This window comes from Streptomyces sp. NPDC058239, assembly GCF_042882185.1.
Lineage (GTDB): Bacteria > Actinomycetota > Actinomycetes > Streptomycetales > Streptomycetaceae > Streptomyces.
On record NZ_JBHVWS010000006.1, the window covers coordinates 113,303 to 132,532 of the forward strand.

A 19,230-nucleotide genomic window follows, 5' to 3' on the forward strand; every position below is an offset into this window, starting at 1 on the left:
GGCTGCTCCTGAGACCTGGTCGTGAACGTCCGCGCACACGCTCCGTGTACGCAGATCCGAGCGTAAGGGGCGACACCGACAACCGGCCCCGGGTTGTACGGAACCGTTGTGGTTCACCTCACTTCGGCGCGACCGTGCCGTCCGTCAGTCCGTCGTACATCCCCTGGACCAGTTGTCCGCCGAGCCGGCCGGCCAGCCGGAGCGCGTCCTCGAACTCGGCCAGGGCTCGGAACCGTTCCCCGTACCTCTGCTGCTCCGCGAGCGGCAGCCGGGGCAGTTGGAGTCGGCGGGCGTCCAGCCGGGTGGCGGTGGAGGCGTAGCTGCTGGCCTGGCGGTTGTTGGCGGTGCCGCGCAGGAAACCGGCGAGGAACCAAGGGTCGAGGGCGGCCGGATCGGGACGCAGCAACTGGAGGTTGCGGCCCAGTGCGGCGCCCGCGGTGGCGTCGTCGATGACACGGGCGACGGAGCCTCCGCCGAGCACGGGGACGACGACATCGCCCGGTTCGACGAGGACCGGCTCCTCGGGGGGCCCATCGACCGGGAGGCTTCCCGAAGGGGCAGTGGAGCCGAGGACGTCGTGCTCCGTGAGGACGGGGACCGGGCCGGTGCCGGAGCCGCCGGTGCGGAGCTGGAGGGCGCCGGCGCGGGCGAGTTCACCGACGGTGGTGAGCGGCCAGTGGGCCGGATCGGAGAGGGTCACGGCCGGCGGGGTGAGGGTGCCGGTGAGACCGAGCGTCTCGCTGAGCCGTTCCCGTACGCGGATCAGCTCGGCCGGTCCGCCCGCGGCTGCCGGGGGCGGCAGATGCCGGGCGGGGGCCAGGTCCACGTCGTCGTCGAGGAGTTCGATGACGGGGACGGCGCGGCTGACGCCCGGCCGGACCCCGAGCGGGTGGCCGTGGCCGGTCCGGTCCGCCCGGCCGGGCCTGCCCCTGCCTGCACCCTCGTCCTCGCCCTCGCCCTCGAACGACTGCCAGGCGTCGAGTACGGCGCTGCGCACCGCCTGCCAGTCCAGCCGGTCGCGTCCGCCTGACGGGGCGGCGGACGCCGGGCCCGCCGAGGGGGATTCGGCGGGTTCGGCGGTGTCGACGAGCAGCAGTTCGGGCGAGGGATGCAGGCCGCTGCCCGGCTTGCGCAACACCCAGAGGTGGAGCGGGATGCCGTACGGGGGTGCGGCACCGGCGGGGAGCGCGATGACGGCGCGCAGGGCGCCGCGGCGCAGCAGATCGGCGCGGATCCGGCGGCCGGAACGGCGCGACGCGGCGGCCGGGGGCATCAGGACTACGGCGGTACCGCCCTCGCGCAGATGGGCGAGGGCGTGCTGGACCCAGGCGAGTTCGGACTCGGTACGGGCCGGGAAGCCGTACTCCCAGCGCGGGTCGTAGGCGAGTTCGTCGTGACCCCAGTTGCGTTCGTTGAACGGCGGGTGGCAGAGCACGGCGTCGGCGGCGAGCCGCGGGAAGGCGTCGGCGCGCAGGGTGTCGCCGGTCCGTACCGCGAGGGTGCAGCTGTTGTCGGGGTCGGTGAGCAGGGCGAGCCTCAGTGCGGTGAGCGCGGCAAGGTCGGGGTCGGCCTCCTGCGCGTACAGGGCGGTCGGGCGGCCGACTGCGCGCAGCAGGGCGCCGGTGCCCGCGGCGGGGTCGAGGACCGTGCGGGCAGGCTGTTTCCCGGTCTCCACCAGGGCAGCCATCAGTTCGGCGAGGCCGGGCGGGGTGAGCGTGTACTGGCGCGGGTTGGCGTCAAGTTGGCGGCCGAGCAGGAACTCGAAGGTCTGCGGGGCCCCGGCCTCGGCAGCGAGTTCCGCGATGCCGCGCAGCAGCGGAATGGACGGAAACAGTTCCGCGCGGCTGGGGGTGTGAACAGCCCGTCCGGCTTCCGCGGCCGGTCCGAAGCGGGCGGCGAGCACGTCGTTCAGGGCGAGGGACAGCACACCGGCCATCCGCTCGTCCGACACGGCGGTGATCTCGGGCCAGACGGTGGGGCTGTTCCGCAGGAGCAGTAGGGCGCAGCCCGCGTGGACCAGGGCGGGGACCGCGCCGGCCGGGTGTCCTGCGAGCTGCTGCCAGACCCGTTCACGGACTGGGACCTCGGCGAGTTTCCCCTGGTCGCGCAGCCACTGCTCGACCTCGGGCAGCGCAAAGGACGGGCTCGTCTCAGTGCCGCCGACGGGCTTGGGGAAGTCGGCATGGCGACGCCGCCAGTTGCTGACGGCGGCGCGCCCCACGCCCGCGAGCCGGGCGATCCCGGCCGCGGTCACCTCTGTCGAGTTCTCCGGCACTGGCTGTCTCCCTGGTCGTGATCCTGGCGGTCCTGGCACTCGTCCCCGTACTGGTTGTCGGCGAGCATACCGACCCCGTTCACGCGACATCGATTCACAGCGTGCATCAACCCATCCGACGTGAATCGTGTTGACTCGGTTCACAAGCTCTGCTGTTATTGACCTGTCGCTACACGAGAGCGATGCACGAACCGCTCACCACCCATCTCTGCATTTGCCGGAGGGCACAGCCATGTCCCAGTTCACGCAGCCGCCGCAGTCCCCGCAGCCCCAGCAGCCGTACGCCCCCGCCCAGACGCCGGGCATGCGCCCGGCCCGTAACGGACTGGGCATCGCCGCTCTCGTCCTGGGTGTCATCGGCGCCGTCTCGGGCCTGATCCCGTTCTTGTTCTGGCTGGCGGGCATCCTCGGCGTCATCGCCCTGATCCTGGGCCTGGCCGGCCGGGGCCGGGCCAAGCGCGGCGAGGCCACCAACAAGGGCATGACGACCTTCGGCGCCGTCCTCGGCCTGATCTCGCTGATCCTCGCGGTGGTGGGTGCGGTGATCACGTTCAAGGCCGTGGACGATGCGGTGAACGACCTCAACAAAGCGGTGTCGGACACCACGGCCTCCGCGAAGCCGAAGCCCGGCAGCGACTCCGCGAAGGACGGGGACGCGGAGAAGAAGAAGGACACCGGCAAGGCGCTGGAGGCCGGCGACTCGGCCGTGTACGACGACGATCTGACGGTCACGGTCGGCGACGCCACCTCGTACACCCCGGACACGTACGCCGCCGGGCACACCAAGGGCAACAAGGCCTACCGGGTCGCCGTCGTCATCGAGAACGCGGGCAAGGAGAAGTTCGACTCCGCGCTCGTCAGCGTCACGGCCCGCGCCGGCCAGGACGGTGTGGACGCCGATCAGATCTTCGACGGCAAGGTCGGCGAGGGCTTCAGCGGCACGGTACTGCCGGGCAAGAAGGTCACGGTCCAGTTCGCCTTCGACGCCCCTGCGGACGCGAAGAACCTGACCGTCGAGGTCAACCCCGGGTTTACGTACGACGCCACCCAGTGGGACCTGAAGCTCTGACCTTCCCCCTCGACCGGAGCCGACCACCATGCGCCCACTCGTCCGCACCGCGGCAGCCGCTCTCTGCACCGTGACAGCCCTCGGCCCCACGGCGGCCTGTGACACGCTCTTCGACGATGCACGAAGCGCCGCTCCCTATGCACGGCTGACCGGCCCCGAGGTCGTCGACAAGGCCCTCGCGGCGACCCGGGGCGCCAAGTCGGTACGCATGACGGTGGAGACGACCTCCTCCGAGGGCCCGGTCCAGGCGTACATCGCCACGGACGTCAGGGGCCAGTGCACGGTCACGCTGTCCATGGGCGCGGCGGGCACGATGGAGCTGGTGCGGACGGGCGGCACGGTCTACACCCTGTCCGACGCCGCGATGCTGCGGGCGGCCGCCGCTCCGGGCAGGCCGCGCAAGGATGCCGAAGCCGAGATCAAGAGGCTCACGGGCCGCTGGGTGAAGGCACTCGCCGACGACCGGCACACCGGGCTGGCCCTGCGCTACTGCGACCGGAAGGGATTCCTCGACCTTCTCGCGTCGAAGAGCGGAACGGCCCACAAGGGGAAGACGGCGACGCTCGGCTCCGTACCCACCCTGACCGTCACCGGCAGGACGGACGACGGGACATGGGCGGCGAGCATCGCCGCCGAGGGCAGGCCCTACCTCCTGAGGACACGCCTGGCGAACGGCGCACGCGGCAACGGCCGCGCCCTCACCGTCGAGTTCTCCGAGTTCAACAAGCCGTTCACGGCGAAGAAGCCGAAGATCTCACCCGCCTGACCCGCCCGGCACCACGGAACCCGCCCTCACCCGGGCGGGTTCCGTCTGCGCGTTCACACCCGGTGCCGCACCCACACATTCGGCTCCACGTACACCGCGTAACCCCGCTGCACCGAACAGCGCACCGGAGTCAGCGCACCCGGCACCTCCACATCGCCCGCCTCGTCGAACGGCAGCCCGGTCCACTTCCGCCACTGCTCGAGCGACCCGGTCACCCGCATCGACTCCGCCGCGATTCCCACGATCTCACCGCCCGCCCGCACATGGACGCGCAACCAGGGGTCGTGCGGCAGCCCGTCTTCCCGGGTCCGGTACGCGTACTCCTCGATCGGTGCCCGCATCTCCAGGTGTTTGGCGTTCGGCCGTACCGGCGCGACAACCTCACCGAATCCGAGCCGCCCGGCGTTCTCCCGCATCGCGGTGAGCATCCGGCCGGAGATCCCCCGCCCCCGGCGGTCCCCGGCCACGGCGATCTCGATCGCGCTGACCGTGTCCGGCACCCGCCCGTCCCGCAGATCCGCGAAGGCCCACAGCAACACCTGGTCCCAACCGGCGTCGGGCAGCTCCCCGCGCGGAACATCCACCGCCGTCAGTGCGAACGGCACGCTGAACCCCCGTGCGACGACCGTGCCGTCCGGCTCCGTCGCCACGAGCGAGTACTCCGGCAGCTCGGCGGCGATCCGCCCGAAGTACTGCCGCCCAACAAGGTCGTGCTGTATGAACTCCGGCCAGGCATCAGGCATCAGGAGTGCCGCGTCGGCAAGCTCGGGCCGCCGGGCGAGTGTGGTTATGGTCAGGTCCATCCCGTACACACTAATGCGGTGACGGCAGGGGGCGGCCGGATCCGTCCGGCACCGTCAGAGGCTGGGACGCGACCGGGGACCCTGGGCTCCACGACACGCGATCACCCGCCGCACTGCTCCAGCATGGTCCGCTTGTCCGCGGTCGTCACCGGCAGTCCGTACTTCAGGGACACCTGCGCGAACCGCACCGCGTACGAGCAGCGGACCGGCTTGTACGGCGGCAGCCAGGAGGCGGGGCCCGAGTCCCGCTTGGCGTTGTTGGCCGGGCCGTCGACCGGAATGAGGTTGAGCGGGTCGTTGGCGATCTGCTGCCGCTTGGCCTCGTTCCAGCGTGCGGCGCCCATCTGCCAGTCGTACGAGAGAGGCATGACGTGGTCGATCTGCACCTTGGTGGCCTGCTGCTTGCGCCAGTCGATCGTCGAGCCGGTGTACGGGTCCTTGAGGGTCATCGACACGACCACACAGTCCGAACCGGACCGCAACTTCACGTCCTTGCCGTCCCTGGCGAGGAGGTCGTTACGGGTGTCGCAGCCGTTCCTCGCGAGCGGTATCCCGTCGATCGAGTCCTTCCACGCGTAGCCGAACTTGTCGCGCGCGTACCCGGTCTTCGGCCCCCGCCCCTTCGTCGCCACCTTCTCGATGATCTTCCGGCCGGCCGCCATGTCCGCCTCGGAGGTGAGCGGTGCGAGCCCCGGCTTCGTACCGTCGGCGTTGTCGAGCGGACTGGCCCCGAATCCGGTGACGGCCTGAGACCCGTCCCCCTTCCGCCCGGTCCCGGAGGCCGCCTGCTCGGGGTCGCAGCCGGCCAGGGCCAGCACCGCCGCCACGCTGAGGGCGGGCAGCGTCACTCGGTATGCGCGGGGAGATATCACTCGAAGCCGTCCTGACGGGGAGAAAGCCGAACCCGGGAATCCTACGGACGCCTTCCCCGCTGACGGGCGTTCATGAGTGCGCTTCCTGCAGGATGCGGCCGGAATCACACTGCCCGGCCCGCCCGGCCGCTCACACCTTCCCGATGCCCAGCGTCGTTTCGGACGGCAGCAGCCCGGAGCCGATCACCGCCACCCAGAGCGGCCCCAGCAACTCGACCAGCCGCTCCCGCTCCTCCTCACCGAGCGCCCTCCACGGGGCGGCAGCCGCCTCATCCGTACGCCGCTCGACTTCGGTGCGCAACGCCCGCCCCGCTTCGGCCGCCGTACCGTCCCCCGTCAGCAGCCCGCGCTTCACGAGCCGTTGACGAGCCGCCTGCCACTCCTCCTCACCCCACCCCCGGCTTGCGAACACCTCCGGGAGCGCCGCACCGATGGCGGCGAAGGAGACCAGCGACTCGACCGGATCGAGCTCGGCCCCGGCAAGCGCGGCAACATGCCCGTCCCCGCGATGCTCCCGCAGGATCGTCGCCGCCTGCCAGAGCACCAGATGCGGTTCTTCCGGCCAGAACAGGGCGGCGTTGGCCGCGGCGAGCGGCCGGCCGGCCGTGTCGGCAGCCTCCGCGACGCGTCGTACGAGCGCGGCGGCCTCGGCAAGCTCCGGACCGGCGACCTGCTCCCCCAGCAGCCCCCGGTACGCACGGTCGACCGCCCGCGTCCGGGCGGCGAGCACCGCGCCGGAAGAGGCGACGGACCAGGCGGCGGGGACGTACTCGCGCACCATCGCCGGGCTGAAGCTGTAGAAGGTGCCGGCCACCCGGTCGGTATCGACTTCCCCGAGCGGCGCGGCGCGCCAGGCGAAGTAGCTCGGCCAGCGCTCATCGGTGCGGTAGCCGAGCCCGGCAGCCTCCTCGAAGGACTCCGGCGCGTAGTACAGAACAGCGTGCAGGGGCTCCAGCAGGTGCCACATCTGCCGCACCCGGCCCAGCTCCTCGGACATGTCTCCGCCCTCCACAGCGTCACGCATCTTGTCACTGACTAGATCCCCAGAGTGCTCTCCCCTTCCTGAACTTGTCAATGACTAGATTCCGCGTAACCTGCTGCACATGACCAGCGAGCGCACCTATCACCACGGCGACCTGCGACGCGCCGTCCTCACCGCCGCACTCGATGTCATCCGCACCGAGGGCCCGGGCGCGCTGAGCCTGCGCGACCTGGCGCGCCGGGCCGGCGTCTCCCACGCGGCCCCCGCCCATCACTTCAAGGACCGCACGGGCCTGCTCACCGCCATCGCCGCCGAGGGCTACACCCTCTTCGCCGACGCACTGGCCGATGCCCCGGACCTACGGGAGCGGGGCGTGCGGTACGTACGGTTCGCCACCGACCACCCGGCACACTTCCAGGTGATGTTCCAGCCGGACCTCTACCGCACCGACGACCCCGAACTGCTCGCCGCGAAGGCCCGCGCCACGACGGAGCTGCGGGCGGGCGTCACCGACCTCCCCACCGCCGGACGCGGCGACGACACCCGGCTCGCGGGCCTCGCCGCCTGGTCCCTGGCCCACGGTTTCGCCACCCTGCTGCTCAGCGGCAATCTGAGCGGCCCGGTGGGGAGCCAGGACCCGGAGGACGTCTTCCGGTCGGTCACCGGGCTGTTGTTCAGGCCGGACATCGCACACCAGGAGCAGCCCGCATCGTCGCCATCGCCCCGCAAACGCAGTTGAGTCGCCTCAGGTGCGCTCGGCCGTGAACTCGTACTGCAACTCGTACAGATGGCCCGCCTTGACCATGACGGTCGCTTCGACGGGCCGTTCGTCGTCGCTGTAGACGACACGCAGCGTCCGCAGAACCGGCAGCCCACCGGGCAGCCGGAGCGCCTGGTACTGATCCTGCGTGGGCACCCGCGCGGACACGCGGTCCACGCTGAGCCGGGGTGGGTAGCCCATTTCCGCGAGCAGGGTCGGCGTGCCACCGGGGATCTTCCGGCGCTCCGCCATCGCCGTGCCCCGGGCGATCTCCAGCGGGTAGTACGACGCGACGAGCTCGACCGGTTCGTCGTCGACCATGAGGAGTTGTCGTCGCAGAAGTGCGGCGCCGGCCTCCGGGAGCCGGAGCGCCTCGGCGACATCCGCAGGCGGCTCGCACTCGACGACCTCAAGGAGTGTGCTGTGCGCGCGGGATCCGTCCTTCGCAGCTTCGGCCAGCCAGCGGTACGGCTCACCCGAACCTGCCGGGGCCATGTACGAGGCCGGGCGGACGGTTCGTTGACGATGCTCGCGGACCGTCACCGCGGCACCCGCCCTGCCGACCACCAACTGTTCGTCCTTGAGCAGCTGCAGCGCCTTCTGCACGGTCGCGTTCGAGGCGTTGAACCGTTCCTTGAGGTGCACGGTGGACGGCAGACTGGCGCCGGGAGCGAGGTCCCCGCCCATGATCTGGTCCCTGAGGTCGGCCGCGATCCGTTCGTGCAGTGAACGGCGGTCGACGGCATCCGCTTCGGGTCTGGGCACAGTCATCCGATCCTGATCTCGTACCGCAACTTCTGACGCCGTGGAGGCATGGCCATCACATCGACCTGAATGGGCCGGTCCGCGTCGTCCAGCGTGAGCCGGGTCAGTTGCAGTACGGGTTCTCCTGCCGCCAGTCGCAGTTGCTCCCGCTCATGCCCGGTCGCCGACCGTGCGGTCACGTCCTCGCGCACGCGGACACCGACATGACCCAGGTCCGCCAGAAGCCTGATCGCCCCGCCCGGGATCTTGGCAGTCCCGGCCAGACCGGTGCCGCCCGCAATGTCCACGGGGTAGTACGTGTCCGTCAGCTCGCACGGCTCACCGTCGAGATACATGATCCTGCGACGAGCGACGACGCTCTGCCCGGCGGGCGTCCCCAGCAGCTCCGCGACCGCTCCCGGCGCCTCCACTTCGCCCGCCTGAACAATGCGCTGACTGCCCCGGCGCCCCTCCGATGCGGCCTCCGCCGCCCACGCGTCACCTTGAGCTCCGGAGGGCGCGGCGAGATAAGGCACCGAGGTGCTGATCCATTCACTGCCGCCCATGTCCTTCTCCTCCGCAGCCAACACCCTTACCGGCCTGCCGCATCACACGGTAGGCGACTCCGGCGCACCCTCACAGAGTAAACCTTGCCGCTTTTCACGAATAGCAGTACAGTCCCCATCACGTTACGGCCCGCGAGCAAGGCGGTGAACAACCGTGTCCCTGTCGCAGCAACGACGATTTCCCCGCAGGCGCACCTCCGTTGGTGCCTCACGCGACTTCGTCACCGGCGTCCTCGTCGAGTGGGAGCTCCACCCTCTGGTCGAGGACATAAAGCTGTGCGTCTCGGAGCTCGCCACCAACGCGCTGCTGCATGGCGCGCCACCCGGGCGTGAGTTCTGCGTCGGCCTCCACCGGGGCGAGGAGTTGGTGCGGCTGGAGGTCCGTGACAGCGGCCCCGGTCAGCCGGCGGTCCAGCGCCCCGACGACGACGCCTGTTCGGGGCGCGGATTACACCTGGTGAGCGAGCTTGCCGACGACTTCGGGGTCGATGATCACGTCGTCGGCAAAACCGTGTGGCTGGTCTTCAAGATCTCATCCGCGCCGGATCCGGCGCCCCTCAAGACCCCAGAATCGTAGTGAGGAACTCCCCCGTCCACGCCAGCAGTTCGCGGCCCACGACCGGTTTGCCGCCGATCCTGCCCGTGGTGGGGCGCGGGACCAGGATCTGGTGGACGGCCGGCTTGATGATCGTCTTCGGGTAGAGGCGCTTCAGGCGGAGCTCCTGCGACTCGCGCAGCTCGACCGGGGCAAACCGGATGTTCGAGCCCTGGAGCACGATCTCGCCGACGCCGCAGGCGCGGGCCAGCATGCGCAGGCCCGCGACCAGGAGCAGGTTCTCGACCGGCTCGGGGAGCTTGCCGTAGCGGTCGGTGAGTTCCTCTCGGACCGCTCTGATGTCGTCCTCCGTGTTGGCGGAGGCGATGGCGCGGTACGCCTGGAGGCGCAGCCGCTCGCCGGGGGCGTAGTCGTGGGGGACGTGTGCGTCGACCGGGAGCTCGATCTTGACCTCCAGGGGCGGCTCCTCCTCCACGCCGCCTTCGAGGGAGGCCCGGTAGTCGGCCACCGCCTCGCCGACCATGCGTACGTACAGGTCGAAGCCGACGCCCGCGATGTGGCCGGACTGTTCGCCGCCCAGGAGGTTTCCGGCGCCCCGGATCTCGAGGTCCTTCATCGCGACGTACATGCCCGCGCCCATCTCGGTGTGCTGGGCGATCGTGGCCAGGCGCTCGTGGGCCGTTTCGGTGAGCGGCTTCTCCGGGGGGTAGAGGAAGTACGCGTAGCCGCGTTCCCTGCCACGGCCCACGCGGCCGCGCAGCTGGTGGAGCTGGGAGAGGCCGAAGTTGTCGCCGCGCTCCACGATCAGGGTGTTGGCGTTGGAGATGTCGATGCCGGACTCGACGATCGTCGTGGAGACCAGGACGTCGAACTTCTTCTCCCAGAAGTCCACCACCACCTGCTCCAGAGACTGTTCGGACATCTGGCCGTGGGCGGTCGCGATCCTCGCCTCGGGGACGATCTCGCGCAGGCGCGCGGCGGCGCGGTCGATCGACTCGACACGGTTGTGGATGTAGAACGCCTGACCCTCGCGGAGCAGTTCACGGCGGATCGCCGCGCCGATCTGCTTCTCCTCGTACGGGCCGACGAAGGTGAGGACCGGGTGGCGCTCCTCGGGGGGCGTGGTGATCGTCGACATCTCACGGATGCCCGTCACGGCCATTTCGAGCGTACGGGGGATGGGCGTCGCGGACATGGTGAGGACGTCCACGTTGGCGCGGAGCTTCTTCAGCTGCTCCTTGTGCTCGACGCCGAAGCGCTGCTCCTCGTCGACGATGACCAGGCCCAGGTCCTTGAACCTCGTCTCGGAGGAGAAGAGGCGGTGGGTGCCGATGACCAGGTCGACGGAGCCCTCGCGGAGCCCTTCCAGGGTCGACTTGGACTCGGAGTCGGACTGGAAGCGGCTCAGCGCCCTTACGTTGACCGGGAATTGGGAGTAGCGCTCGGTGAACGTGCCGTAGTGCTGCTGGACCAGGAGGGTCGTGGGTACGAGGACGGCGACCTGCTTGCCGTCCTGGACCGCCTTGAAGGCCGCCCGCACCGCGATCTCCGTCTTGCCGTAGCCGACGTCGCCGCAGATCAGCCGGTCCATCGGGACGGACTTCTCCATGTCCTCCTTGACCTCGGCAATGGTGGTGAGCTGGTCGGGCGTCTCCGCGTACGGGAAGGCGTCCTCCAGTTCGCGCTGCCACGGGGTGTCGGGGCCGAAGACATGGCCGGGGGCCGCCATCCGTGCCGAGTAGAGCTTGATCAGGTCGGCGGCGATCTCCTTGACGGCCTTCTTGGCGCGTGCCTTGGTCTTGGTCCAGTCGGCGCCGCCGAGCCGGTGCAGGGTGGGCGCCTCGCCGCCGACGTACTTGGTGACCTGCTCCAGTTGGTCGGTCGGGATGTAGAGGCGGTCACCGGGCTGGCCACGCTTGGCGGGGGCGTACTCGACGAGGAGGTACTCGCGGGTGGCGCCCTGCACGGTGCGCTGCACCATTTCGATGTAGCGGCCCACACCGTGCTGTTCGTGGACGATGTAGTCGCCGGTCTCCAGCGTCAGCGGATCGATCGTCTTGCGGCGGCGGGCCGGCATCCGGCCCAGGTCCTTGGTGGCGGTGCGCTGGCCGGTCAGATCCGTCTCGGTGAGGACGGCGAGCCTGAGCACCGGGTCGACGAAGCCCTGGTCGATCGCGCCGCAGGAGACGTGGACCAGCGACGGGGAGATCTCCGCCAGGTCGGGGTCCAGGCGGGCCGCGATGCCTTCGCCGCTCAGCACCTCGACGGTACGGGAGGCGAGACCCTGGCCCTCGGTGACGTACACCGTGCGCCAGCCGTCGGCGATCCAGCCCTTGGTGTCGGCGAGCGCGCGGGCGGTGTCGCCGCGGTACGACTCCGGGGCGTGCATCGTGAGCTTGAGGGTGTCCTCGTCGAGCTCGTCGTCCGCGGCGAACGGGGAGACCGACCACCACATCATCTCCAGCTCGCGGGCCCGGTCGCGGACGTCCGCGATGCCCCACAGGGAGGCCGCGCCGACATCGATCGGGGCCTCGCCGCCGCCCGCGGTTGCCGCCCAGGACGCCTGGAGGAACTCCTGACTGGTGGCGACCAGGTCCGCTGCCCTGGTGCGGACCCGCTCCGGGTCGCAGACCAGTGCCATCGACCCCTTCGGCAACACGTCGAGCAGCAGCTCCATGTCGTCGACGAGGACCGGGGCGAGGGACTCCATGCCCTCCACGGCGATTCCCTCGGCGATCTTGCCGAGCAACTCCCCCAGCTCCGGGTGGAGTTCGGCGAGCGCCGCGGCCCGTTCCCGTACCTCGTCGGTGAGCAGCAGCTCGCGGCAGGGCGGCGCCCACAGCCCGTGCTGGGCGATCTCCAGCGACCGCTGGTCGGCGATCTTGAAGTAGCGGATCTCCTCGACGTCGTCACCCCAGAACTCCACTCGAAGGGGGTGCTCCTCGGTCGGCGGGAAGACATCCAGGATGCCGCCGCGCACGGCGAACTCGCCGCGCTTCTCGACCAGTTCGACCCTGGAGTACGCGGCCGCCGCGAGCGCGTCGACCGTCTTGCCGAGGTCGGCGCTCTGCCCGATGCGCAGCGCTACGGGTTCCAGGTCGCCGAGCCCCTTGACCTGCGGCTGGAGCACGGAGCGGACCGGTGCGACGACGACCTTGACCGGACCGGTCTCCGGGTCGTCCTTCCGCGGGTGCGCCAGGCGCCGCAGCACGGCGAGGCGGCGGCCCACGGTGTCGGAGCGGGGCGAGAGCCGCTCGTGCGGCAGGGTCTCCCACGACGGGAACTCGGCGATCGTGTCCGGCGGCAGCAGGGTGCGCAGCGCGGCCGCCAGGTCCTCGGCCTCCCGACCGGTCGCGGTGACGGCGAGCACGGTCCGTCCGGCCTCACGGGCCAGCGCGGCCACGGCGAAGGGGCGGGCGGCGGGCGGACCGACGAGGTCGACGTGCATCCGGTGGCCGTCGGTGGCGGCCTTCACCGCTTCGGAGAGTGCCGGATCACGTACGACGACATCCAGCAGGCCGTGCAGGCTCATGAAGGGCTTCCGTCCGGGTAACGAGGGCGAGGTCTGACAGCCGGCTGCCGCCAGGGGGCAACGCGAAGGGCAACACGAAGGACCCGACACGTCTCACGGGCCGGGGGGTTCCAGCGTACGACTCCCGTGTGACAGCCGCGTGCGCAATCGCCCGGGGCAGGAGGAGCGCGGCCTGATTCCGGCGGACGGCGGCGGGTGGGTCCGCGGGCCCGCCCGGGTACCGGCCGGTACCGTCCGTCGCGCGCCCGGCGCCGCTCGTCGCGGGCCACACACCGTTCATCTGCGTATCGCACACAGTTGCGTCCGGGATCGTCACAGAAACGATCCCAGCGTCTACGCTTTGGCCGAAGATTCCACAAACAGTTGCACGGGCAGTGAGTACGGCAGCCGTCGACCCGCACTCACGGGCGATCCCCGCAAGTGCGCGGCCGCGCATGGACCAGGCAGCGGGGGCACACGTGGGCGAGAACGAGATGTCCATATTCGGAGTCTCGGAGGCCGAGGAAGAGGTCTACCGGCATTTCCTGCGCAACCCCGGCACCGCCACCGACGACCTGCACCTCCTGCTGCACACCGACCCGCAGGTCGCGCGCTCGTGCATCGAACGGCTCCAAGAGCTCGGACTGCTCCATCCCGAGGGCTCCGACCTGCGCATTTTTCCGACGGACCCCGAAGTCGCGCTGGCCCGGCTGATCGACTTACGTCTGCACTCCCTCCACCAGGAGCTGCAGCGTGTCACCCGGTCCCGCCATGTCATCGACGGTCTACGCGCGGAGCAGGGGGCGCGAAGACCCCCTCCACCGGGCATTGAGCAGCTGGAGGGGCTCGCGCAGATCCGCAACCGGATCGACGACCTCGCGTTCTTCGCCCGGGACGAGATCCTCTCCGTGGAGCCGTACACAAAGCTGTCGCCCGAGAACATCGCCCGCTCGCGCCCGCTGGACCTGCGATGTCTGCGGCGCGGCGTGCGGATCCGGAATGTCGTCGCACAGGCCGCGCTGCGGGATCCGGCGACTGCCGCCTATCTGCGGGAACTGGCCGAGCACGGGGCCTCGATCCGGGTGACGGCGTACACCGCGGAACGGCTGCTGGTGTACGACCGCAAGGCCGCGCTCGTCCCGCTCGATCCGCGCAACACCTCGCGCGGTGCGCTGCTCGCCCACCGCAGCGGTCTGGTCTCCAACATCATCGCTCTCTTCGAGAAGATCTGGGACCAGGCGGACGATCTCTCGCAGGCGAGCGGCGAGGACACCGGGGCGGCGGACACCGGCCTTTCGGAGACCGAGCGGCGGGTGCTGGTGGCGATGTGCACCGTGGGCAAGGACGACGCGGGCGCCCGGGAGCTGGGCGTCTCGGTGCGGACGTACCGGCGGTACGTCGCCGATCTGATGCAGAAGCTCGGCGCGGCGAGCCGCGCCCAGGCGGCCCTGCTGGCCCGGGAGCGCGGCTGGATCTGAGTGCGGGGCGCGGCCCCGGGCCCCTTGCGCAGCCCGGCCCGGGACCGCCCCCGCACCGCCGCGCCCTCACCGCTCCTCCGCCCAGCCCTCCAGTGCCCGGTCGGCGAGGGCACTGGAGACGGCACGACGGACCGCCTGCCGGTCGACGGCGGGGTTCAGGGCGATGCGCAGGGCGATCCGGTCGGGGCCTACGGAGCACGGGTTACAGGTCCAGTGGGCGGGGAGCAGACTCAGCAGGCGTACGACGGTGGTCTCGCCGGTCGGGGCGGTGCTGTCCCGGCGGACGGTGACCATGTCGACATGGCCGACGGCGTGGACGGCCTCCTTGCCGGGGCGGGTCATGGCATGTCCCCTTCCGGGGCCAGCACATGTCTGGCAGCCGATGCCATCGCCGCGATCCCGGCAGGCAGAGCGGTACGGACGTCCGGGGCGAACTCCGGCGCGTGGTTGGGCGGTACGTGCGGTCCGCCGTCCCGGGCGGTGCGCCACTGCCGTACCCCGGTCACGCCGAGCATCCAGTACACCGTCGCCACGCCCTGGGAGGCGAACCACGAGAAGTCCTCGGTGGCCGTGAGGGGGCCGCAGTCCGTCACCCGCTCCGGTCCGAACAGCGCCTCGTGCACCGCGCGTACGGATGTGGTGGCGGCGGCACCGGTCAGCAGGGCGGGCGAGCGCGCGGTAACGGTGAAGTCCGGATCCTGCGGGCAGCCGGACGCCGCGCATTCGGCAGTCACGATCCGCAGCGCGGCGGCCGTCATCCGGTCGAGCACCGGCTGGGACAAGGCCCTCATGCACAGGGCGAGTTCGGCCGTGTCCGGGATCACGTTGCCGCGCTCACCGGCCCTCAGCATTCCGACGCTCAGCACCGCCTGCTCGGCCGGTGCGGTCTCCCGCGACACGACGGACTGGAGCCGCAGGACGGCAGCCGCCGCCGCGAGGACCGGGTCGACGGTGAGGTGCGGGGTGCCCGCATGGCCGCCGCGACCGTACAGGGTGACATCCACCGCCGTGCTGGCCGCCATCAACGGGGTACGGAAGTCCGCGGCGTGCGCGAGCGTACCGGCGGGTGCCGGCGAGGCGTGCTGGGCGAGGACGACGTCCGGAGTTCCGAACCGCTCGTACAGCCCGTCCGCCAGCATCTCCTGCGCCCCGGTCAGGGTTTCCTCGGCGGGCTGGCCCGCGACCAGGACGGTGCCGCTCCATTCGGAGCGCGTCCGCGAGAGTTCGGCCACCGCTCCGGCGACCGCGGCGAGATGCAGGTCGTGTCCGCAGGCGTGCATCACGCCGGGCACGGTGCTCGCGTAGGCGAGGCCGGTGCGCTCGGTGACCGGAAGAGCGTCGAGTTCGGTGCGGAGCATGACGGTCGGACCGGGCCCGTTGCGCAGGACGCCCACGAGTCCGTGACCGCCGCCGACCTTCCGGGTGACCGCGCAGCCGCTCGCCTCCAGCCGGGCGGCGAACCGGTCGGCGGTGCGCTGCTCGGAGCCGGAGAGCTCCGGGTGGGCATGGACATCGAGGTAGAGCTCGATCGCGGAGCGCAGGGCCGCCCGCGCAACGACCGGGGGCGTCAGGGGTGGTGAGGGCGAGGACGGAGGCGTGGCCGGGGGCGGGGTTTGGGGTGGGGTGGGGTTCTCCTTCATGTCATCTCACCTCGTTCCGCTGGGCGGGATTGGGGCCTTGTCCGTGAGCCTGCGCCGCCCCGGCTTCAGGAATTCGGCGTTCCGCTGTCATGGGGTGCCAGCGATCTGACAGCGAAAGCGCGGCCGATGTGACAGCGGCCCCCGCTGCAATGGCATCAGCGCAGGGGAACAGCGCCGGACCGGCCGGCCGATCCCCGTGACCCAAGGGAGAACACCATGGCCCCGAAGACCGAGCTCGCCACCCTCGCCGACGAGATCCTGGAGCTGGAGTCGGAGACCTTCGAGATCTCGGACTACTCCGACGCCGCGGAGGTCGTGCTCGCCGGTTCGACGTCCTGTTCCTCGACGTCGACCTGCTCCAGCACCACCAGCACCACCTCCTGCTGCGCCTGACCCGGTCGCACATCGCGCATGTCCACAAGCCCTCTTCGCGGATCGAACGCGAGGGGGGCTTGCGGACGTCGTGCCGGCACCGGTCACGGGAAGGGGTGCGGGACGCGCTTGATCGCGGACTCCGGAAGATTGTCACTCCGCCGCCCCGCCGCCCGCAGCGCGGTCCGCAGCCTGGGCATCAGGAGGGCGCGCTGCCGTGTCCAGCCGAAGTCCAGCGGCAGGAAGCCGGGGACGAGGGTGGCGACGGTGCGCAGACCCATCCGGCGCTGCTCGGGGGTGGTCTGGTCGACCGCGATGACATCGTGCCCGGCGGCGGTGAGCTGGTCACGCAGCAGGTTCAGGTCGTCCAGCAGGTCCCCGGTGCGGGGGCGCTGCGGCTCCCAGTCGCCGAAGGTGTCGGCCAGCGGGTGTACGGCGACGGGGTCCAGGTACTCCTTCGCGTGCTCGGTCATCGCGGGCAGCCCGTAGAGCTGGGCGTGGTCCTTCAGATGCCGTACGAGGGTGAAGTCCTGGGCCATGGCGGCGAGTTCGCCGTGACGCTCGGCAACCTGACCGGGCAGGTGCGGAATGTACGTGAGGACTTCGGACAGGGCCGACTCGACGGTGACCTCCGGGTCGAATCCGGCGGCGGCGGCGAACGACAGCATCCCGTACCCGCCGTCCCTGCGTACCGCGAGGGCCGTGACGACGGGGACGGCCAGGTCCATCCGCGTATCGAAGGCATGGACGTCGTAGCCGTGCAGCGCGGCCCGGTCGGTCATCGTGCGGACGGCCGGGGAGCGGCAGGTCCCGAGATCGATCGCGGTGAGGGGGGCGCGGCCGTACCACGCCAGGAGGAAGGCGTCCCGCTCGACGATTTCGAGGAGTCCGAAGAAGATCGCCTCCTCCAGGCTGCCGCCGGTGGCGCAGCCGTTGGAGCATTCGAAGACGAAGTTGTCGGCCTCGACCCCGGCGCTGTAGTGGGCGAGCCTGGCGGGCACCAGGACGGGGCGGTCGTCGCGCAGGGAGTGGCCCCACACCCAGGGGATGTTCCGGTCCGGGTCGAACGGGGAGACCATGGGATCGCTCGCGTAGGTCTCCGGGGCGTAGAGACCGCAGTCGGCGGGGTTGAGCGCATGATCGGCCAGCTGCGTGTAGGCGCCGACGACGGGTGAGGTGCCACGTCTGCGCGTGGTGCCCGCGTACCGCTCCAGGCCCTCCAGGTGGGCGAGGATGCGGCTGGTGTCGTAGTTGTTGGCCTGGCCGCTCCACGTGACGTCGTTGAGACCGGCGTAGCCCCGTACGAAATGGGTGCCCGCGACCGGTGCCGTGGTGGTGGACGTCGGGTTGATCCAGGTGTCGGAACCGAGGGTGCCGCACACCGGGTTGGCGAGGGCCGCGGTCGGCAGGGGGTAGGAGGCGAGGGAGCGCAGCCGGTAACCGTCCGGGTCCGGTTTGGGGGCGGGGCGCAGGACCATACGGGCCGAAGCGGCGGAGTCGGGGACCTCCTGGACGCAGGAGGGGCAGAGGGGTTCGGGCAGGAGCGGGAACGTCGCGGTGGCGAGGGTCGCCAGGTCGGTCCGGGTGACCCGGGGCAGGGGGCGGTCGGCGGGGGTCGCGTCGGGGGTGTCGTGGCCGCCGCTCAGTGCGGCGCGGTAGAGGGACCAGACGGCGTCGACCGCGTAATCGGTGAGGACCGGCCAGTGGACGGCACCGTGCGGTGCGCTGCCGAGTTCCAGTGCCTCGCGCTCCGAGCGGCTGCGCAGCCGCTGCCAGCGCATGGCCAGGCACTGTCCACAGGCTGTGGTGCCGGGCTCGCCGCCCCAGGGGCCGATCAGCACGGCACGGGACGTGAGCTGGACGTTGGCGGCGGGACGGGTGTCCGCGTACGGGTCGGGGCGGCCGAAGCCGAGGGTGTCGGCCGCGCCGAGGGGGACGACGAGCGGGGCGGGAAGTGCCGACGGTGCGGGCAGCCTCGCGTACCGGGCGGTCAGTTCGTGCTGGAGGTCGGCGCGGGCCGCTTCCAGCGGAGTCTCGCCACGCACGGGTGGGGGGACGGTGGCGGTCGTCATGATTTGTCGCTCCAGCGGAAGGTCTTGAGCGCGATCGCGCAGAGGACGAGGGCGAAGCCGGCGAGCACCGCGCAGGACAGGCCGATGTCTCCGGTGGTGCCGTCACCGGTGAGGGCCCCGGAGATCCCGTCGTTGAGGTAGCGCAGCGGAAGTACGCGGGAGAGGTTCTGCATCCAGCCCGGCATGGCGTCCAGCGGGAAGAACGAACCGGACAGGAACGCCATGGGAATCATCAGGCAGTTGGCCACGGCGGCGACGGCTTCGGGCGTCTTCGCGTAGCTGCCGACGATGACGCCCATCGCGAGGAACGCGGTGATGCCGATGACCAGCACCGGCAGGGCGAGCGGCCAGCGGCCGTCCAGTTGAAGGCCGAACGAGGGCAGCAGGGCCACGGCCACGAAGAGCGCGGCCTGTACCGCGCCGATGCCCAGCGCCAGGACATAGCGGGAGGCGAGGACGGCGGAGACCGGAGTCGGGGTCATCCGGATGAGGCGCAGGATGTCGTCGCGCCGCCACTGCATGAGGACGAATCCGACCCCGAACACGGCGGCGTTGCCGACGCCCCACGACAGGACGCCGGGAGCGATGTAGTTGATGTACGGCTTGCCGCTCTCCTCGACCGTCTGGCCGTGGAAGATCAGTCCGAAGACGACCAGGAAGATGAGCGGGAAGGCGAAGGTGAAGAAGAGGGTGGTCCTGTCGCGCGTGTAGGCCCGGTATCCGGCCTGGCTCAGCGCCGCGTATGCGCTCATCGGGGTGTCTCC

Annotated in this window: 17 protein-coding genes; 6 read left to right on the forward strand and 11 right to left on the reverse strand. The window is 70.9% G+C overall.

Annotated features, from left to right (window positions below):
- Positions 1-118: 118 nt before the first annotated feature.
- Positions 119-2,275, reverse strand: a complete 2,157-nt coding sequence (locus tag ACFVYE_RS10500; protein WP_389605018.1) for an N-6 DNA methylase — start codon at positions 2,273-2,275, stop codon at positions 119-121.
- 232 nt (positions 2,276-2,507) lie between these two features.
- On the opposite strand from ACFVYE_RS10500, the gene ACFVYE_RS10505 reads away from it, so the two are divergent.
- Together ACFVYE_RS10505 and ACFVYE_RS10510 are read left to right on the forward strand one after the other, a co-directional pair.
- The gene (locus ACFVYE_RS10505) at positions 2,508-3,344 is read left to right on the forward strand and encodes a DUF4190 domain-containing protein (RefSeq protein ID WP_383960574.1); all 837 of its coding nucleotides are present in this window, start codon (positions 2,508-2,510) and stop codon (positions 3,342-3,344) included.
- Positions 3,345-3,372: 28 nt separating this feature from the next.
- The gene (locus ACFVYE_RS10510; RefSeq protein WP_389605020.1) at positions 3,373-4,110 is read left to right on the forward strand and encodes a hypothetical protein; all 738 of its coding nucleotides are present in this window, start codon (positions 3,373-3,375) and stop codon (positions 4,108-4,110) included.
- Between the two features lie 53 nt (positions 4,111-4,163).
- On the opposite strand, the gene ACFVYE_RS10515 is transcribed toward ACFVYE_RS10510, so the two are convergent.
- The 3 genes from ACFVYE_RS10515 to ACFVYE_RS10525 form a co-directional block, all read right to left on the reverse strand.
- A complete protein-coding gene (locus ACFVYE_RS10515; RefSeq protein WP_389605022.1) occupies positions 4,164-4,913 on the reverse strand; it encodes an N-acetyltransferase in 750 nt (249 codons plus the stop codon).
- A 101-nt stretch (positions 4,914-5,014) separates the two neighbouring features.
- Entirely contained in the window at positions 5,015-5,785 is a 771-nt protein-coding gene (locus tag ACFVYE_RS10520) for an HNH endonuclease family protein (RefSeq protein ID WP_389605023.1), read from the reverse strand.
- 130 nt (positions 5,786-5,915) lie between these two features.
- Entirely contained in the window at positions 5,916-6,782 is an 867-nt protein-coding gene (locus ACFVYE_RS10525) for a hypothetical protein (protein ID WP_389605125.1), read from the reverse strand.
- A gap of 106 nt (positions 6,783-6,888) precedes the next feature.
- Here ACFVYE_RS10525 and ACFVYE_RS10530 point away from each other — a divergent pair, with 106 nt between their 5' ends.
- A complete protein-coding gene (locus ACFVYE_RS10530; RefSeq protein ID WP_383960582.1) occupies positions 6,889-7,506 on the forward strand; it encodes a TetR/AcrR family transcriptional regulator in 618 nt (205 codons plus the stop codon).
- A 6-nt stretch (positions 7,507-7,512) separates the two neighbouring features.
- On the opposite strand, the gene ACFVYE_RS10535 is transcribed toward ACFVYE_RS10530, so the two are convergent.
- On the reverse strand, positions 7,513-8,298 hold the full coding sequence (locus tag ACFVYE_RS10535) for a GntR family transcriptional regulator (RefSeq protein WP_383960585.1): 786 nt from the start codon (positions 8,296-8,298) through the stop codon (positions 7,513-7,515).
- Positions 8,295-8,837 carry a GntR family transcriptional regulator gene (locus ACFVYE_RS10540; RefSeq protein ID WP_382945896.1) on the reverse strand — a complete coding sequence of 181 codons (543 nt, stop codon included), beginning with the start codon at positions 8,835-8,837 and terminating at the stop codon, positions 8,295-8,297. The genes ACFVYE_RS10535 and ACFVYE_RS10540 overlap by 4 nt, the downstream gene beginning before the upstream one ends.
- Positions 8,838-8,991: 154 nt before the next feature.
- Here ACFVYE_RS10540 and ACFVYE_RS10545 point away from each other — a divergent pair, with 154 nt between their 5' ends.
- Entirely contained in the window at positions 8,992-9,414 is a 423-nt protein-coding gene (locus ACFVYE_RS10545; RefSeq protein ID WP_389605027.1) for an ATP-binding protein, read from the forward strand.
- Here the strand turns inward: ACFVYE_RS10545 and mfd are convergent.
- The gene (mfd, locus tag ACFVYE_RS10550; protein ID WP_383960591.1) at positions 9,395-12,925 is read right to left on the reverse strand and encodes a transcription-repair coupling factor; all 3,531 of its coding nucleotides are present in this window, start codon (positions 12,923-12,925) and stop codon (positions 9,395-9,397) included. The two genes, ACFVYE_RS10545 and mfd, sit on opposite strands and share 20 nt — an antisense overlap.
- Before the next feature lie 458 nt (positions 12,926-13,383).
- On the opposite strand from mfd, the gene ACFVYE_RS10555 reads away from it, so the two are divergent.
- Positions 13,384-14,382: a LuxR C-terminal-related transcriptional regulator gene (locus tag ACFVYE_RS10555; protein WP_389605127.1), complete on the forward strand. Its 999-nt coding sequence runs from the start codon at positions 13,384-13,386 to the stop codon at positions 14,380-14,382.
- Positions 14,383-14,448: 66 nt separating this feature from the next.
- On the opposite strand, the gene ACFVYE_RS10560 is transcribed toward ACFVYE_RS10555, so the two are convergent.
- Together ACFVYE_RS10560 and ACFVYE_RS10565 are read right to left on the reverse strand one after the other, a co-directional pair.
- Positions 14,449-14,724: a hypothetical protein gene (locus ACFVYE_RS10560; protein ID WP_383960594.1), complete on the reverse strand. Its 276-nt coding sequence runs from the start codon at positions 14,722-14,724 to the stop codon at positions 14,449-14,451.
- Positions 14,721-16,022, reverse strand: coding sequence for an amidohydrolase (locus ACFVYE_RS10565; RefSeq protein WP_383960597.1), 1,302 nt, complete (start codon positions 16,020-16,022; stop codon positions 14,721-14,723). The genes ACFVYE_RS10560 and ACFVYE_RS10565 overlap by 4 nt, the downstream gene beginning before the upstream one ends.
- 216 nt (positions 16,023-16,238) lie before the next feature.
- On the opposite strand from ACFVYE_RS10565, the gene ACFVYE_RS10570 reads away from it, so the two are divergent.
- Positions 16,239-16,415, forward strand: a complete 177-nt coding sequence (locus ACFVYE_RS10570; protein ID WP_073790073.1) for a thiazolylpeptide-type bacteriocin — start codon at positions 16,239-16,241, stop codon at positions 16,413-16,415.
- Positions 16,416-16,498: 83 nt separating this feature from the next.
- Here ACFVYE_RS10570 and ACFVYE_RS10575 read toward each other — a convergent pair whose 3' ends face one another.
- Together ACFVYE_RS10575 and ACFVYE_RS10580 are read right to left on the reverse strand one after the other, a co-directional pair.
- Positions 16,499-18,466, reverse strand: coding sequence for a TOMM precursor leader peptide-binding protein (locus tag ACFVYE_RS10575; protein ID WP_389605030.1), 1,968 nt, complete (start codon positions 18,464-18,466; stop codon positions 16,499-16,501).
- A complete protein-coding gene (locus ACFVYE_RS10580) occupies positions 18,463-19,218 on the reverse strand; it encodes an ABC transporter permease (RefSeq protein ID WP_383960603.1) in 756 nt (251 codons plus the stop codon). Before ACFVYE_RS10580 ends, ACFVYE_RS10575 begins: the two co-directional genes overlap by 4 nt.
- Between the last annotated feature and the right edge of the window lie 12 nt (positions 19,219-19,230).

What these genes read in the sequence shown, in the direction of transcription:
- ACFVYE_RS10505 (WP_383960574.1), top strand. Translation starts at nt 2,508, where the DNA reads ATGTCCCAGTTCACGCAGCCGCCGCAGTCCCCGCAGCCCCAGCAGCCG.
- ACFVYE_RS10510 (WP_389605020.1), top strand. Translation starts at nt 3,373, where the DNA reads ATGCGCCCACTCGTCCGCACCGCGGCAGCCGCTCTCTGCACCGTGACA.
- ACFVYE_RS10515 (WP_389605022.1), bottom strand. Translation starts at nt 4,913, where the DNA reads ATGGACCTGACCATAACCACACTCGCCCGGCGGCCCGAGCTTGCCGAC.
- ACFVYE_RS10525 (WP_389605125.1), bottom strand. Translation starts at nt 6,782, where the DNA reads ATGTCCGAGGAGCTGGGCCGGGTGCGGCAGATGTGGCACCTGCTGGAG.
- ACFVYE_RS10530 (WP_383960582.1), top strand. Translation starts at nt 6,889, where the DNA reads ATGACCAGCGAGCGCACCTATCACCACGGCGACCTGCGACGCGCCGTC.
- ACFVYE_RS10535 (WP_383960585.1), bottom strand. Translation starts at nt 8,298, where the DNA reads ATGACTGTGCCCAGACCCGAAGCGGATGCCGTCGACCGCCGTTCACTG.
- ACFVYE_RS10540 (WP_382945896.1), bottom strand. Translation starts at nt 8,837, where the DNA reads ATGGGCGGCAGTGAATGGATCAGCACCTCGGTGCCTTATCTCGCCGCG.
- mfd (WP_383960591.1), bottom strand. Translation starts at nt 12,925, where the DNA reads ATGAGCCTGCACGGCCTGCTGGATGTCGTCGTACGTGATCCGGCACTC.
- ACFVYE_RS10560 (WP_383960594.1), bottom strand. Translation starts at nt 14,724, where the DNA reads ATGACCCGCCCCGGCAAGGAGGCCGTCCACGCCGTCGGCCATGTCGAC.
- ACFVYE_RS10565 (WP_383960597.1), bottom strand. Translation starts at nt 16,022, where the DNA reads ATGAAGGAGAACCCCACCCCACCCCAAACCCCGCCCCCGGCCACGCCT.
- ACFVYE_RS10570 (WP_073790073.1), top strand. Translation starts at nt 16,239, where the DNA reads ATGGCCCCGAAGACCGAGCTCGCCACCCTCGCCGACGAGATCCTGGAG.
- ACFVYE_RS10575 (WP_389605030.1), bottom strand. Translation starts at nt 18,466, where the DNA reads ATGACGACCGCCACCGTCCCCCCACCCGTGCGTGGCGAGACTCCGCTG.
- ACFVYE_RS10580 (WP_383960603.1), bottom strand. Translation starts at nt 19,218, where the DNA reads ATGAGCGCATACGCGGCGCTGAGCCAGGCCGGATACCGGGCCTACACG.